This window comes from Proteus mirabilis HI4320, from assembly GCF_000069965.1.
GTDB lineage: Bacteria > Pseudomonadota > Gammaproteobacteria > Enterobacterales > Enterobacteriaceae > Proteus > Proteus mirabilis.
Genome location: NC_010554.1, coordinates 3,498,921 through 3,513,742, shown reverse-complemented (window position 1 = coordinate 3,513,742; position 14,822 = coordinate 3,498,921). Strand labels below are relative to the sequence as shown.

Annotated in this window: 14 protein-coding genes; 11 read left to right on the top strand and 3 right to left on the bottom strand. The window is 31.0% G+C overall.

Annotated elements, in window-relative coordinates:
- The first annotated feature begins 1 nt into the window (after window position 1).
- On the top strand, window positions 2–1,369 hold the full coding sequence (cpxA, locus tag PMI_RS15815) for an envelope stress sensor histidine kinase CpxA (RefSeq protein ID WP_004249903.1): 1,368 nt from the start codon (window positions 2–4) through the stop codon (window positions 1,367–1,369).
- 165 nt (window positions 1,370–1,534) lie between these two features.
- Window positions 1,535–2,332 (top strand): ATP-grasp fold amidoligase family protein, encoded by a 798-nt coding sequence (locus PMI_RS15810; RefSeq protein WP_223304294.1) that lies wholly within the window; start codon window positions 1,535–1,537, stop codon window positions 2,330–2,332.
- Window positions 2,333–2,343: 11 nt separating this feature from the next.
- Here PMI_RS15810 and PMI_RS15805 read toward each other — a convergent pair whose 3' ends face one another.
- Window positions 2,344–3,303, bottom strand: a complete 960-nt coding sequence (locus tag PMI_RS15805; RefSeq protein WP_232504896.1) for a glycosyltransferase family 2 protein — start codon at window positions 3,301–3,303, stop codon at window positions 2,344–2,346.
- A 639-nt stretch (window positions 3,304–3,942) separates the two neighbouring features.
- Between PMI_RS15805 and PMI_RS15800 the strand changes: the two genes are divergently transcribed.
- Genes PMI_RS15800 through trmL form a run of 9 tightly spaced genes read left to right on the top strand, consistent with a single transcriptional unit; the run spans window position 3,943 to window position 13,286 of the window.
- Window positions 3,943–4,725, top strand: a complete 783-nt coding sequence (locus PMI_RS15800) for a glycosyltransferase family 2 protein (protein ID WP_012368671.1) — start codon at window positions 3,943–3,945, stop codon at window positions 4,723–4,725.
- Entirely contained in the window at window positions 4,725–5,945 is a 1,221-nt protein-coding gene (locus PMI_RS15795; RefSeq protein WP_012368670.1) for an oligosaccharide flippase family protein, read from the top strand. Before PMI_RS15800 ends, PMI_RS15795 begins: the two co-directional genes overlap by 1 nt.
- Complete coding sequence (locus PMI_RS15790; protein ID WP_012368669.1) at window positions 5,915–7,087, top strand: prenyltransferase/squalene oxidase repeat-containing protein; 1,173 nt, start codon at window positions 5,915–5,917, stop codon at window positions 7,085–7,087. Before PMI_RS15795 ends, PMI_RS15790 begins: the two co-directional genes overlap by 31 nt.
- On the top strand, window positions 7,081–8,271 hold the full coding sequence (locus PMI_RS15785; RefSeq protein WP_012368668.1) for an O-antigen polymerase: 1,191 nt from the start codon (window positions 7,081–7,083) through the stop codon (window positions 8,269–8,271). The genes PMI_RS15790 and PMI_RS15785 overlap by 7 nt, the downstream gene beginning before the upstream one ends.
- Complete coding sequence (locus tag PMI_RS15780; RefSeq protein WP_012368667.1) at window positions 8,246–9,415, top strand: glycosyltransferase; 1,170 nt, start codon at window positions 8,246–8,248, stop codon at window positions 9,413–9,415. The genes PMI_RS15785 and PMI_RS15780 overlap by 26 nt, the downstream gene beginning before the upstream one ends.
- A 34-nt stretch (window positions 9,416–9,449) precedes the next feature.
- Window positions 9,450–10,562 (top strand): glycosyltransferase family 4 protein, encoded by a 1,113-nt coding sequence (locus tag PMI_RS15775; protein WP_012368666.1) that lies wholly within the window; start codon window positions 9,450–9,452, stop codon window positions 10,560–10,562.
- A 14-nt stretch (window positions 10,563–10,576) separates the two neighbouring features.
- A complete protein-coding gene (locus PMI_RS15770) occupies window positions 10,577–11,743 on the top strand; it encodes a nucleotide sugar dehydrogenase (RefSeq protein WP_004249909.1) in 1,167 nt (388 codons plus the stop codon).
- A 25-nt stretch (window positions 11,744–11,768) separates the two neighbouring features.
- Window positions 11,769–12,779, top strand: a complete 1,011-nt coding sequence (locus tag PMI_RS15765) for an NAD-dependent epimerase (RefSeq protein ID WP_012368665.1) — start codon at window positions 11,769–11,771, stop codon at window positions 12,777–12,779.
- Between the two features lie 3 nt (window positions 12,780–12,782).
- Window positions 12,783–13,286 (top strand): tRNA (uridine(34)/cytosine(34)/5-carboxymethylaminomethyluridine(34)-2'-O)-methyltransferase TrmL, encoded by a 504-nt coding sequence (gene trmL, locus PMI_RS15760; RefSeq protein WP_004246449.1) that lies wholly within the window; start codon window positions 12,783–12,785, stop codon window positions 13,284–13,286.
- Between the two features lie 129 nt (window positions 13,287–13,415).
- Here trmL and PMI_RS15755 read toward each other — a convergent pair whose 3' ends face one another.
- Together PMI_RS15755 and cysE are read right to left on the bottom strand one after the other, a co-directional pair.
- Window positions 13,416–13,970, bottom strand: a complete 555-nt coding sequence (locus PMI_RS15755) for a serine acetyltransferase (protein ID WP_012368664.1) — start codon at window positions 13,968–13,970, stop codon at window positions 13,416–13,418.
- A gap of 2 nt (window positions 13,971–13,972) precedes the next feature.
- Window positions 13,973–14,794 carry a serine O-acetyltransferase gene (gene cysE / locus PMI_RS15750; RefSeq protein WP_004249733.1) on the bottom strand — a complete coding sequence of 274 codons (822 nt, stop codon included), beginning with the start codon at window positions 14,792–14,794 and terminating at the stop codon, window positions 13,973–13,975.
- Window positions 14,795–14,822 lie beyond the last annotated feature (28 nt).

Below are 14,822 nucleotides of genomic sequence, written 5' to 3'. Positions count from 1 at the left end.
TATGATAAACAGTTTGTCAGCGCGTATATTCGCCATATTCTGGCTGACACTAGCATTAGTTCTAGTGCTAGTTATGATGGTACCCAAGCTGGACTCGCGCCAGCTTACCACTTTACTTGAAAGTGAATACCGTCAAGGTGTTATGCTAGAGCAACATATAGAAGCCGAACTAGCGCAAGATCCGGCTAACGATCTGCTATGGTGGCGGCGATTAATCCGCGCCATTGATAAATGGGCGCCACCTGGTCAACGTCTTATTATTGTCACCAGTGAAGGTCGTATTATTGGTGCTCAACGTAATGAAATACAAGTTGTCAGAAACTTTATGGGACAGTCTGATAATGCAGACCATCCAAAAAAGAAAAAATACGGTCGCTCTGAGATGTTAGGCCCCTTTTCCATTAGAGATGGTGAAGATCACTACCAACTTTACTTAGTGCGCCCATCAAGTAGCCCGCAATCTGATTTTATCAATTTATTATTTGATAAACCGCTTTTATTACTGATATTCACCATGCTTATCAGTACACCGCTACTGGTTTGGCTCTCTTGGAGCTTGGCAAAACCGGCCCGAAAACTCAAAAATGCGGCGGATGATGTGGCAAAAGGTAATCTGCGCCCTCACCCTGAACTGGAAACCGGCCCGCAAGAATTTTTAGCGGCAGGCACCAGTTTTAATCAGATGATCAGCGCCTTAGAGCGTATGGTTGAAGCGCAACAGCGATTGATTTCTGATATCTCCCATGAGTTGCGCACCCCGTTAACTCGTTTACAGCTTGCCAGTGCATTACTACGTCGTCGTAGCGGTGAAAGTAAAGAGCTAGAGCGTATTGAAACAGAAACACAGCGGCTAGATGGCATGATCAATGACTTATTAGTGCTTTCCCGCAATCAGTATAAAAATGAGTTATTACGTGAAACCGTAAAAGCGAATGAGCTTTGGAACGATATTTTAGATAATGCGAAATTTGAGGCAGAACAAAGCAATAAAACCCTAACAGTAACCGCCCCGCCAGGCCCATGGACGATTTATTGCAATCCTTATTCATTAGCGAGTGCCTTTGAAAATATCGTTCGCAATGCCTTGCGTTATTCACATTCTCGTATTGAAGTGGCTTTTACCGAACAAAATCAGGGTATCACTATTATTGTTGATGATGATGGCCCAGGGGTTAGCCCAGAAGATCGCGAGCATATTTTCCGACCTTTTTATCGTACGGACGAAGCACGTGATAGAGAATCCGGCGGTACAGGACTAGGACTGGCAATTGTTGAAACCGCAATTAGTCAACATCGAGGCCATGTTAAAGCTGACGATAGCCCATTAGGGGGGTTAAGAGTGGAGATTTGGTTGCCGAAAACAAAATAAACATAAGCTATCTAAAAGCCGCCTTTAGATTTAAAATACAAAAATACTAAACTTTAATTAATCGTTAAAATGAATAAATACTTAAAAATTATCAGAAATAAATTACGTTATAAGTACTGTGATGTTTTTCCAAAATTGATAACAAAATCAATATATAAAGAAAGAATGAATAAAAAATTAGATTTGAGACATCCGCAAACTTTCAATGAAAAATTGCAATGGCTAAAACTAAATTTATATAGAGATAACCCGCTGGTAACACAATGTGCAGATAAATATGCGGCTAGAGAATATGTTAAAGAATGTGGCTGTCAAGAGATACTCAATGAAATCCATCAGGTATGGGAAGAACCACATGAAATTAATTTTTCCGAATTACCAAATAAATTTGTACTAAAATGCAACCATGGAGCAGGATACAATATTATTTGTAGAGATAAAAATAGTATATCTCCTGATAAAATAAAACAAAAATTATCAACTTGGTTAAATGAAGATTATTGGCGTTTATCTGTAGAATTTGTTTATAAAGATGTACCTAAAAAAATAATTTGTGAAAAATTCATTGAAACAAAAAATAATGAATTGCCATACGATTACAAATTATTTTGTTTCCATGGTAAACCACTATTTGTAATGATATGCACAGAAAGGGAATCTCACCATCCCAAATTCTATTTTGTTAATAAAGAATGGGAGCTACTACCCTATGGTATTGATTATAAAAATAGAAATGTTTCAACTGTACTAGAGAAACCTCAAAATTATCAAAAACTATTTGAATATGCAGAAAAGCTGTCTAAGCCATTTCCTTTTGTTAGAGTAGATTTATATTTAAACAATGGTATTATCCATTTTGGAGAATTAACATTTATACCATCAGCAGGAATGGATAAAGAACTAAATAATGAAGAAGTTAAAAACGTTGATATGATTTTTGGCAACTATCTTAAGTTAAACTAAGGGGAATCCCCTTAGTTTATGGACTTAATTATTTTTCTATTAATTAAATAAATAAATCGAGCTTTCAACTTCATATAAGGATAATAAAAACTTTTCTTCTCACAACGCCTAAATAAAGAAACTTTTTTTCTGATGATGGCAACCTTAAGCTCCTTATAAAAGTAAGGTTTTGATTGTATATTTTTAATTCTTATTTTTTCCAACAAAGAATTACATTTTTTTATATTATCTAATGTGAGATATTCAGAGGAAAAATTCAAATCATATAAAACTTTCTCATTTGCATTAATACTAAATATCTCTAATGCGCTAATTTGTGTTTTTATAGCAAATGAAGTTTGTGTATTAAAGTATTTTTTTCTATTTTTTTCTGGATGGGTTCGATATTTTAATAAAGGTTCTTCTAAATTAGCAAAAATATCTTTTTTACCCAACTTTAATAATTTAACCCATAACCCATAATCCTGAGCATATTTGTAATCTTCTGGATATGTGATTTGATTATCTCCGATAAAACTCGCTCTAAACATCACCGTTGGATGATAAAAATTTGTTCCAAAAATTAATCCCGCAGCAATGGCATTATGTGCAGTTGGTGGAACCATAAACTTATTATGGTCTTCATAAATTTCCATTGATGTACCACAAACCATGATATTTTTATGCGCCTCCATAAACTCTAATTGTTTTTGAAGTCGGATAGGATATGCATAGTCATCAGCATCCATACGAGCAATATACTCACCAGAAGAGAGTAAAAAACCTTTATTCAAAGACTTAGCTAATCCAATATTAGATTCATTAGTATATACTTTAACTCGACTATCTTGCTTTTCGTATCGTCTAAGTATATCTACAGACACATCAGTAGAACCATCATCAATAATGATAAATTCAAGATCTTTAACTGTTTGATTAAGAATAGAATTTATCGCTTCTTCTAAGTGTACTGCATCATTATATACTGACATTAATACACTAACTTTGGGATGATTTTTCATTTTTAATTAAATGTTATTTCCTATAGTCGACATTGCATATACTATAAATTAATAAATAAAATTAGTGAATATCAATAAACATTTAAAGTAGTTGAAATAATTATAATCATCGAGCATCAATAGCTATGACATAACATAAAATAACAATGTTTACACTGAGTTCTTACCCCTTCTACAGAAAACATTTAAACTATATAAATCAGCAAGATATCATAGTTACAAAGAACGCCTACTAACAACCAATTTAAATAAAAAATAAAATTAATATATTAGCAAACTCTACCATTTATTAATAAATTGGTAGCATATTCTTCTTATACCTATCTTTTATACATAATTCAGAATGATCTTGCCAAATCGGCCGATATTCCGATACTTATATATACCTAATCAATGTTAGAATACCCATCAATTACTTGACCCGCTGGTTTGAAGAGTCTAATCTCAGTGGGGTTTGTGTACAGATAAAGTATACTTATAAAATAAAACTCTTATATTACAGATAGATAAGGGTTTTAAAAGAGAAATTTTGGCGCTCTGGGGGCCGTAAACCTAGTGCGGTAGCTTTGATTATAATATAATAAACAATAGATTAGGTTTTTACTAAAAATGCAAAATATAGAAAGTACAAAAGTATCTATAATAATCTCAGCTTATAATGCAGAAAAATATATTCATGAATCATTAGAATCAATAATAAATCAAACTCATAAAAACCTAGAAATAATAGTCATTAATGATGGTTCTACAGACAATACAAAGCATATATGCACTGAATTCCAAAAAAGAGATCCCCGAATAATATTCATTGATAAAGAAAATGAAGGATTAACAAAATCTCTCAATAAAGGAATACATTTAGCAACTGGAACATGGATTGCTAGACAAGATGCAGATGACATTAGCTTAGAAAATAGAATAGAAGAACAACTAAAGTTTTGTATAAAAAATAAAATAGATTTCTGTACATCACAAGCAATACAATTTTCCGCTCAAAATAATCTTAGATTAATACCTAAAATTCGTTCAAGTATCGCGTTTAAGAAGAAAATTTTAAAATATGGTAACCCTCATATACATGGAACTTTCTTTTTTAGAAAAAAAATTATAGAAAAAATAAATTACGATGAAGAGATAAAGTATGCTCAGGATTTTAATTTTATTCTGGCAGTTAAACATGCAAAATTCAATATGGCTTTACTAAAAACACCACTATATAAACTTAGAATTCACAATAATTCTATTTCCTCAAATAAAAAGAAAGAACAAATTGAGGCAGTAAAAACATCGCTTGAAAAATATAGATATAGCACACACTATATAATAGAAGAAAATAATGGTTTAAAGAAACAAGCACTAAGAATTATGAAGCAATGTGAGTCTATAATTTAATGAAAAAATTAATATATGATATTATTTATAAATTTAGTCAGGGTGGTATTAAACACTTATTACAACTTATTATTTTATTTTATGGTTCCTCACACCTAGGAGCTGATAATTTTGGTGAATATATATATATTACAACAATAATAGTTACATTAAGCTTATTTTTAGATTTTGGCTTATCAACCACACTAATGAAAGAAATAGCAGAAAATAAAGGAAACGAAGAAAAGATATATAGATCAATTATTCCTTATTTCTTTGTATTGACTTCACTATCTGGGATCATTTTTTTTGTTTTATCAAATTTAGAATTTAATCTTAAAATACTATTAGGAATAACATTATCTATAATGCCAATTTGTTCTATTTTTGATGGTATTCATCGAGGAAAACTAGAATTTAAAATAAATGCAAAATATAATTTTTTATCAGCTTTACTTTGTCTATTTTTAATATTTCCTCTTGTGTACTATTTAAAAATAGCAGGATTGCTACTTTTAAATCTTATTTTTTATTCATCATTGTTACTACAATATATTTACAATTGCAGAAAAAAAATATTTTCTAAAGTTTCTTTTGATAAAAAATATTTATTAAAAGTTACATCTTACTCTATAATTATCGGCATTGGGTTTGTTGGCCAATTTTTATACACAAAGGCAGATATAATAATATTAGGTAAATATAATTATTTATCTGAAATTACTACCTATGAAATATTTGATCGTTTATTGATGTATTGCATTTTACCTTTTGGATTAATAGCTCAAGTTTTAGCCCCCAGAGTTATTAATACTAATATTGATAAAATAAAAAAATTAACTAATATTTCCTTTTGCATAAGTATTATGTTAAGTATTACTTTATATTTATTATCATCCTATATTTTAAAAAATAACTATAATACTCAGTTATTAGGTATTCCTTATTCTACTTATTCATCTATTATTCCCTTACTCATAGCTTGTGCCCCAATAAGGATATTTGCCATATTACAAACTCAAGCCTTAATCATTCCTTTAGGGTTTGCAAAAATAGTAGCGTCAACAACCTTATTTTTTGGCATTATTAATGTTATATTAGATTTTTCATTGTTATATTTATATGGTTTTATAGGTATTTTTTATAGTACTTTAATTGTTGTTAGTTTAAATACATTATCTCAGTATATTTTATTTGGAAATAAATTTAAATGGAAAAAAACTGGTCTAAGCAAGCCTTAATTTTTATAAACTCATTAAAAAATGATAATGGTTCATATTCTTTTTCTAAAAAAAGTAGCTGTGCAAGCTGTTTATCAACGAGTTTTGCATTACTTGCATTAGAAGTATTGCAACAAAAAAATTTAATAACAGATGATAGTGTATCATACATTCTAAAACATCAAAATAATGATGGCTTATTCTATGATTCTATCATTGAAAAAAATAATAAAAACCAACATGATTATAAATATATAAGCCACCAAATCACTTACCATGCAATTATGGTATGTGACATGTTAAATATAGAACTACCTCATAATTTAGTTTTTCTAAAAGAATACAAAGATAAAGCATATTTAAAATCTTGGTTAGAAAATTTGAATTGGAAAAATCCATGGTTAGTTTCTAACAATATTATGTTTATTCTCTATTTTTTCATATATGAACAAGAGAATTATGAGCTAGAAAATGAAATTTATATACAAACGATTATAGAATGGCTCATAAAGAACCAATCTAATAACACTGGATATTGGGATTGTAATAATAAATCTAGTTTGCATAACCAAATGGCTGGAGCTTTTCACTTTTTATTCTTTTTTGATTATTTGGGAATTAATATTCAGCATAAGGAAGAAATAATTAATAGCACTTTATTAATTCAAGAATATGACGGGTTATATTCATATGCCTCTGGTGGAGGTTCATGTGATGATTTAGATGGTATAGATATATTATGTAGATTATTTAATAGCGGAGCAGAAAAAAATAAAATAAGAAAATCGCTATTAAAGTCTTATAACTCACTCACTAAAAATCAAAATTATGATGGTGGTTTTTGTTGGGCTAAAAGACGTAACTTTAACTGGAAAAACATTATTCATATAATACCACTACGCTTGATTTTAAAAAGAAAAAACATTGATGCAAAAAATAGTTTTTTTATGAAAAATAAAAATATAATTTATTCCCTTCTATTTAAGCAAAAACTAACATGGTGCTATAGTGGGATTAAAGATTATAAAATATATATTGATGATAGCGACATTTTTTCAACATGGTTTAGGGTTTTATCCTTAACTTTAATAGAAAAAACACTTGATAACAAAAATAATATTATTAGAGAAAAGTGTGGTATAGGTTTTTTTAAAAAATGTTAATATTAACTTCTTTAATTTTATTTTTTTTACCTATTACTTTTTATAAAAGTAATTTAATGAAATTATTCCTAGTTATATATGCTTATCCTATTTTCATTATATTTATTATGTGTTTTAACTACGATGTAGGTAGGATAATTAAACAGATAGGATTAAATTACTATAATAAACAGGATATGATTACTTCAATCATCCCTCTAGTCATTAGTTATATTTTTATCCTAATTATTTCACTAAGTTATAGAAAAACCATTTTTAGCCTAAAAACTATTTCTTTAGGGATTCCAGTTCGCTGTATTTTATTTTTTTTGTTTTTATTAATTTCTTTTATTGCATACCCTAAAGCAATGGGAATAAGCGATACGATACGATATAATTTGATATTCGGTTCATGGGGAGGTGTATTTAATGTATTGAGTATCTTTATTTTATTCAGTAAATCCAAAAAATATGATGTAATAAATATTCTTACTTATACTATATTAATAATATGCTTCCTTTCTGGTGAAAGAGCAGATACAATAATCACTATTATTTTGTTATTTTTATTGAAAAAAGATAGTAATGGTAATATAACAGAAAGAAAAATTAATATAATAAAGCTTTTCCTTATATTAATTTCTTTCTCTATCTTAGCTAGTATTATTGGTGCTGCTAGGTCTAATATTCAAATTCAAGATATCTCATTATTTATAACAAAATCCCTATTATCTGTAGGTACTGTAGTTGATGTAATTCATGTATATCTTTCCTCTATTTGGTATGTTGAGCATAATGGAAACTCATTCACTCCATTATTTAACATAATTAAATCTTTTATACCTTTGGCTGGAGGAGGAGGAGTTAGTTCAGAAGAAAACATTACTTGGTTCTTAAATAATTATATACACAATGTCGGTGGTGGACTTTTTTATTCTCCATTTTATATTGCATTCTCTAGCTATGGTGTTATTTTATTTAATATAATATATTTTCTATTCTTTACATTTACATTTAAAAATAAAAATAATTATATAAAATACATATTTATTGTTTTTTACATTATGCAATGTCGTATACAATGGTATGGAATAACATATTTTTTTACATCATTTAAACTAACATTACTATTTCTCATAATCATCTATTTCTTAAAAAAATTCCCTAAAAAGTTAAGCAATGAAAAAAATATTATTCATAAATGATAATAGTCTCAAAGGCGGTAGCGCCCAAGTGACTAATGATACTAAAAAATGTTTCGATGATAGAGGCTGGAAATCATATACTTTCTTTGGTAGTACCTATTTTAATTTCAATCCTAGAAATTATATTTTTAATATAAATGCATATAAAAAATTAAAAACAACTTTAGAAAAAACAACCCCAGATGTTGTACATATACATAATTATGACAACTTACTTAGTCCTTTAATTTTATTAGCTATATATCTACACAAGAAGAAAAATACATATTGTAAAATAATTATGACTGTTCATGATTATCATATTATATCACCAAGCAATTCTTTGAGTTACTATAAAGGAAAAGAAAAAGCTTTTTTTGTAACTCCACCTTCTTTTTTAAAATTGTTAACATCTAAACTGGATAGACGTTCCTATATTCATGGCTTAGCTAGAATTCTTCAATGGTATATTTATTACTCTTTATTTGATTTAAGAAAAGTTATAGATACTTATATATGTCCTAGTAATTTCATTTATAACTTGTTGCCATTTGAAAATAAAAAACTTATTTATAATCCAATTAATAATTTAAATGCATTCAACAATAATATAAAAAAATGTGACTCACAGATTATGATTACCTTTGCTGGTAGATTGACAAAGGATAAAGGTATTTATGATTTTCTTGAATGCATTTGTAATTGTGATACTTCTTCTCAGAAATTACTGAGTATAAATATATTCGGCGAAGGAGAATTAAAAGAAAAAATTATTAGATTAAAAGAAAAATTAAAAGAAAAAAACATTGATATAATATTATATGGGTTTAAAGATAAAAATTATATACAAGAAATATTAAACAAATCTCACTACATATTATTACCTTCACTATGCTATGAAAACGCTCCCCTATCATTAATTGAAGGTATTTTTTCTAAATGTAAAGTTATCACAATGAACTATGGTGGAATGAAAGAAATAGCAGAAAAATCAAAAAACTCTATTTTATTAAATAATATTACTACTAGTGAAATTAAGAAGATGATAACGACTATAAATAAGCAGTATAAAAATGAAGCTGGTTTTTACTCTCACAGTCAATATAATAAATATTCACTAGAATATTATTATAAAGAAATAAATCATACTTTAGAAAAAATATGATTCTATACTGGAATTTTAAGTAAAAGACTAAAACATGAAAATTATAGCCATTACATCAAACACCAGTTGGTATTTATATAACTTTAGAAAAAATACTATAATATCTTTAATAGAAGCTGGATTTAAAGTTTATACTGTTTCACCTATTGATAGTTACTCTAACAAACTAAAAGAATTAGGTGCAGAACATATAAATATCAAAATTGATTCAGCCAGTAAAAATCCTTTGATTGACCTTTATACATTGATTTCATTTTATAAAATATTTAAACAACTTAGATGTAATGCTGTACTTAATTTCACTCCTAAAAATAATATTTATGGAACATTAGCAGCAAGATTAAACAAAATAAAAGTCATCAATAATATTGCAGGTTTAGGTACATTATTTGTAAATGATACTATTAGTTGTAAACTAGCAAGAAATTTATATCGCTATAGCCAAAAATATGCTGATAAAATATTTTTTCAAAATAACGATGACCTTTCATTATTTTTAGAAAAAAAATATGTCGATAAAGTACAAGTTGATAGATTGCCTGGTTCAGGTGTTGATTTATCTCGCTTTACATTGTCATTGTCAGAATATAAACATAAATTTAGATTTCTATTAGTGGCAAGAATGCTTTATGAAAAAGGGGTTACTTTTTATGTTGAAGCTGCACGTATCTTAAAAGAAAGATATGGCGATAAAGTTGAATTTTGTCTTTTAGGATTTGTTGGTGTAAATAATCCTTCAGCAATCACACATAAACAAATGAATAACTGGGTAGCAGAGGGAATTATTAATTATTTAGGTACATCTGATACCGTAGAAAATGAATTAGCCCAAGCAGATTGTATAGTTCTACCTTCTTTTTACCGAGAAGGAGTGCCAAAAACATTACTAGAAGCTGGAGCTATGGGAAAACCCATAATCACTACTGATAATGTTGGTTGTCGAGAAACAGTTACTCATGGTTTTAATGGATATATATGTCAACCTAAGTCTGTATCAAGCTTAGTTGATGCCATGGATAGATTTATTAACTTGCCCTATGAAAAAAAACTAAAAATGGGTCAAAATAGTAGGCAAAAAATCGAAACTGAATTTGATGAAAGAATAGTCATAAAAAAATATTTAGATGCGTTAAAAGAAATTATGTAACTTTAGGATAAAAAATGAAAATCACCATCTCAGGAACCGGCTATGTCGGTCTATCTAACGGGATACTCCTTTCCCAGCACAACAAAGTTGTTGCATTAGATATCAATAAAGAAAAAGTCGAACTATTAAACAAAAAAATCTCTCCTATCTCTGATAAAGAAATTGAAGAGTTTTTAGCTACTAAAGAACTCGACTTTACAGCAACTTTAGATAAAGAATTCGCTTATAAAGATGCTGAATTTGTTATCATTGCCACTCCTACCGATTATGATCCTAAAACTAACTACTTCAACACCTCTTCTGTGGAGTCGGTTATTCGTGATGTTTTAGAATATAATCCAAACACCACTATGATTATAAAATCAACCATTCCAGTTGGTTTTACTAAACAGATGAGAGAAAAATATCATACCGATAATATTATCTTCTCTCCTGAGTTCTTACGTGAAGGTCGTGCCCTTTACGATAACCTTTATCCATCTCGTATTGTGATTGGTGAGCAATCTGCAAGAGCAGAGAAATTTGCTGAGCTTTTACAACAAGGGGCATTAAAAAAAGATATTGATGTTCTTTTTACTGATTCTACAGAAGCAGAAGCCATTAAGTTATTTGCTAATACTTATCTCGCACTGCGTGTTGCTTATTTTAATGAACTCGATAGCTACGCCCAAGCTTACAATTTAAATGCAAGACAAATTATTGAAGGTGTCTGTTTAGATCCGCGTATTGGTAATCACTATAACAATCCATCATTTGGTTATGGTGGCTACTGCTTACCAAAAGATACGAAACAACTGTTAGCAAATTACGAATCCGTGCCTAATAATATTATTGGCGCCATTGTGGAAGCTAACCGCACCCGTAAAGACTTTATTGCTGATTCTATTATCGCTAAATCACCGAAGATTGTTGGTGTTTACCGTTTAATTATGAAATCAGGCTCTGATAATTTCCGCTCCTCTTCAATTCAAGGCATTATGAAGCGTATTAAAGCAAAAGGCATTGAAGTAGTGATTTATGAGCCAGAAATGAAAGAAGAGACTTTCTTTAACTCAAAATTAATTCATAATTTAGATGAGTTTAAAGCCATGTCTGATGTCATTATTACCAATAGAATGGCTTCAGCACTAAACGATGTTGAAGAAAAAGTTTATACTCGAGACCTCTTTGGTAACGATTAATTAATAGAAACGGATTAATTACGTAATGAAATATTTAGTCACAGGTGCTGCTGGATTTATTGGTTTTCATCTAATAAAAAAACTGATCCAGCAGGGTGAAACCGTTGTTGGTATTGATAACCTTAATGATTATTATGATGTTGCTTTAAAAGAAGCTAGACTTAATCTTTTAAATCAACTAGATAATTTCTCTTTTTCTTTTATTGATTTAGCTGATAGAGAAAAAATTGCTCAATTATTTGAGATTGAGAAATTTGATAGGGTTATTCATTTAGCTGCACAAGCTGGTGTTAGATATTCACTAATTAATCCGTTTTCTTACGCTGATAGTAATTTAACTGGTTTTCTAACTATTTTAGAAGGGTGCCGACACAATAACGTTAAGCATCTTGTTTATGCATCATCAAGTTCAGTCTATGGCTTAAATGATGAATTGCCATTTTCTCCTCATGATCAGGCTAATCATCCTGTTTCTTTATATGCAGCCACTAAAAAAGCTAATGAATTAATGGCGCATAGCTATTCTCATTTATATGGTATTCCGACTACTGGATTACGTTTTTTCACAGTCTATGGCCCTTGGGGACGCCCCGATATGGCATTATTTAAATTTACTAAAGCCATTATTAACAATCAGCCTATAGATATCTATAACCATGGTGAAATGAAACGTGATTTCACTTATGTTGAAGATATTGTAGAAGGTGTTACACGTATTGCTGATGTGATCCCTACAGCCCAGCAAGATTGGAAAGTAAGTACAGGTACTCCAGCAGATAGTTCTGCACCCTATAAGGTTTATAATATTGGTAATGGATCTCCGGTAAATTTAATGGATTACATTAGTGCATTAGAAATACATTTAGGTAAAAAAGCAGATAAAAATATGTTACCAATGCAACCCGGTGATGTGTACACCACATGGGCAGATACTGAGGATTTATTTAAAGCAACTGGCTATAAACCTCAAACAAGCGTTGATGAAGGTGTAAAACAGTTCGTTGATTGGTATAAAAACTATTATCAAGTAAAATAAATAATGCTCAATATCGTCTTATTTGAACCCGAAATTCCACCGAATACGGGTAATATTATCCGCCTGTGTGCCAACACAGGCTTTCATCTTCATTTGATCCAACCATTGGGTTTTACTTGGGATGATAAACGGCTACGTCGTGCAGGGCTTGATTATCGTGAGTTTGCTGATATCAAACAGCATCACGATTATTATGCTTTTTTAGAAAGTGAAGGATTAAGCCCTGATAATGCACAATCCCCGACAGGTGCGCGGTTGTTTGCATTAACCACTAAAGGTACTCCCGCCCATAGTAATGTAAGTTATCAAGATGGGGATTATCTGCTATTTGGCCCTGAGACACGAGGTTTACCACCTTATGTGTTGGATAATATGCCAACACAACAAAAAATCCGTGTGCCAATGTTAGCGGATAGCCGCAGTATGAATCTTTCTAATACGGTTGCCGTGGTTGTTTTTGAGGCATGGCGCCAATTAGGCTATCCGGGTGCGTTATTAAGAGATTGATTTAGTGGTTAGTTTGGTTAATTAAAGTTATTTTAATTCATACTTATTACTTGATTTTATCTTTATTTATAAACTAAAAAAGGTGCTAATATTTATTCAGCACCTTTTTTATAAACCTTTGTTCAAGCATTATACCCGCCTGATATCGGCAATCACTTTCGTGATATACCGACACCCTTCCCCCACATCCTTTAATACTAATGCATGGGCGCCAATAATCGCATTATCACCAATATTAATCTCACCACCAATAATGGATGAATTACAGCCAATATAAACATGATCTCCTACTTGGATATTGGCTTTTCCCCCTTTCTCTTTTACGCCAATAGTCACCCCTTGCATAATAGTGACATATTCCCCCAGTTGGCAGTAATTAGTCAGTACAATGCCAATCGGGTGTGGTAAAGAAAGGCCTTTACCAATACGAGTTTTTAACGAGATATCATTACAGTACTTACGATTATTGCTAGCACCGATCCGAATACCTAATTTATGTAAAAAGCGATGGGGAGAGAAATAAAAATACTGTGCTACCCGCCACCAAAATAGGTAACGGGAACGCTGGCAGAAAAATACTCGATGAAATAGTCTTAACCAACTAAAGGGTTTTTTATCACCAATATATTCAGCCTGTAAGCAATCTTTTAGTTCAGCAAGGGTAACCTTAGCTTGAGCATGCATAGTTAAATACCATCACCACACTCAAAGCCGGGTACAACACCATTAAAGTGTTGATCCATATCGAATGACGGTTTTTCACTATCAGGACGACCGACAATGCGGGCAGGCACCCCGGCCACCGTAGTATGAGCTGGTACTTCATGTAATACTACCGAGCCAGCACCAATTTTAGCACCACGACCAATTTCGATATTACCAAGGATTTTAGCTCCTGCGCCAATCATTACCCCTTCACGCACTTTCGGGTGACGATCACCTCCTGTTTTACCTGTTCCCCCTAAGGTCACAGATTGTAAAATAGAGACATCATTTTCAACCACCGCCGTTTCACCAATCACAATACCTGTCGCATGGTCGAGCATAATACCGTGTCCAATACGTGCCGCTGGGTGGATATCCACCCCAAAGGTGACTGATATTTGGTTTTGTAGATAAATAGCTAGCGCTTGGCGATTTTGTTGCCATAGCCAATGGGCAATACGGTAGGCTTGTAGTGCATGAAACCCTTTTAAATAGAGCAGTGGGGTAGAATATTTATCCACCGCGGGATCACGTAGGCGTACCGCGGAGAGATCACAAGCGGCCGACTCAATCATTGAGCTATCGTGACTATAAGCCTCTTCAACAATTTCGCGAACTGCAATGGCTGGCATAGTCTGAGTTGCCAGCTTATTGGCCAGCATATAGCTTAATGCACTACCTAAATTTTCGTGTTTGAGAAGTGTCGCATGAAAGAAACTGGCTAACATTGGCTCACAATCTGCCAATGCACGCGCTTCGCTTTTAATATGATCCCAGACTCTTGTTAGTTCTTCTAGCGACATACTCACTCTCATTTTTTACACGAAAGCC

Excerpts from the sequence above, each read along its gene's own strand:
- PMI_RS15765 (WP_012368665.1), top strand. The coding sequence starts at position 11,769 with ATGAAATATTTAGTCACAGGTGCTGCTGGATTTATTGGTTTTCATCTA.
- PMI_RS15770 (WP_004249909.1), top strand. The coding sequence starts at position 10,577 with ATGAAAATCACCATCTCAGGAACCGGCTATGTCGGTCTATCTAACGGG.
- trmL (WP_004246449.1), top strand. The coding sequence starts at position 12,783 with ATGCTCAATATCGTCTTATTTGAACCCGAAATTCCACCGAATACGGGT.
- PMI_RS15805 (WP_232504896.1), bottom strand. The coding sequence starts at position 3,303 with ATGTCAGTATATAATGATGCAGTACACTTAGAAGAAGCGATAAATTCT.
- PMI_RS15780 (WP_012368667.1), top strand. The coding sequence starts at position 8,246 with ATGAAAAAAATATTATTCATAAATGATAATAGTCTCAAAGGCGGTAGC.
- cpxA (WP_004249903.1), top strand. The coding sequence starts at position 2 with ATGATAAACAGTTTGTCAGCGCGTATATTCGCCATATTCTGGCTGACA.
- PMI_RS15800 (WP_012368671.1), top strand. The coding sequence starts at position 3,943 with ATGCAAAATATAGAAAGTACAAAAGTATCTATAATAATCTCAGCTTAT.
- PMI_RS15775 (WP_012368666.1), top strand. The coding sequence starts at position 9,450 with ATGAAAATTATAGCCATTACATCAAACACCAGTTGGTATTTATATAAC.
- PMI_RS15755 (WP_012368664.1), bottom strand. The coding sequence starts at position 13,970 with ATGCATGCTCAAGCTAAGGTTACCCTTGCTGAACTAAAAGATTGCTTA.
- PMI_RS15785 (WP_012368668.1), top strand. The coding sequence starts at position 7,081 with ATGTTAATATTAACTTCTTTAATTTTATTTTTTTTACCTATTACTTTT.
- PMI_RS15810 (WP_223304294.1), top strand. The coding sequence starts at position 1,535 with ATGAATAAAAAATTAGATTTGAGACATCCGCAAACTTTCAATGAAAAA.
- cysE (WP_004249733.1), bottom strand. The coding sequence starts at position 14,794 with ATGTCGCTAGAAGAACTAACAAGAGTCTGGGATCATATTAAAAGCGAA.
- PMI_RS15795 (WP_012368670.1), top strand. The coding sequence starts at position 4,725 with ATGAAAAAATTAATATATGATATTATTTATAAATTTAGTCAGGGTGGT.
- PMI_RS15790 (WP_012368669.1), top strand. The coding sequence starts at position 5,915 with ATGGAAAAAAACTGGTCTAAGCAAGCCTTAATTTTTATAAACTCATTA.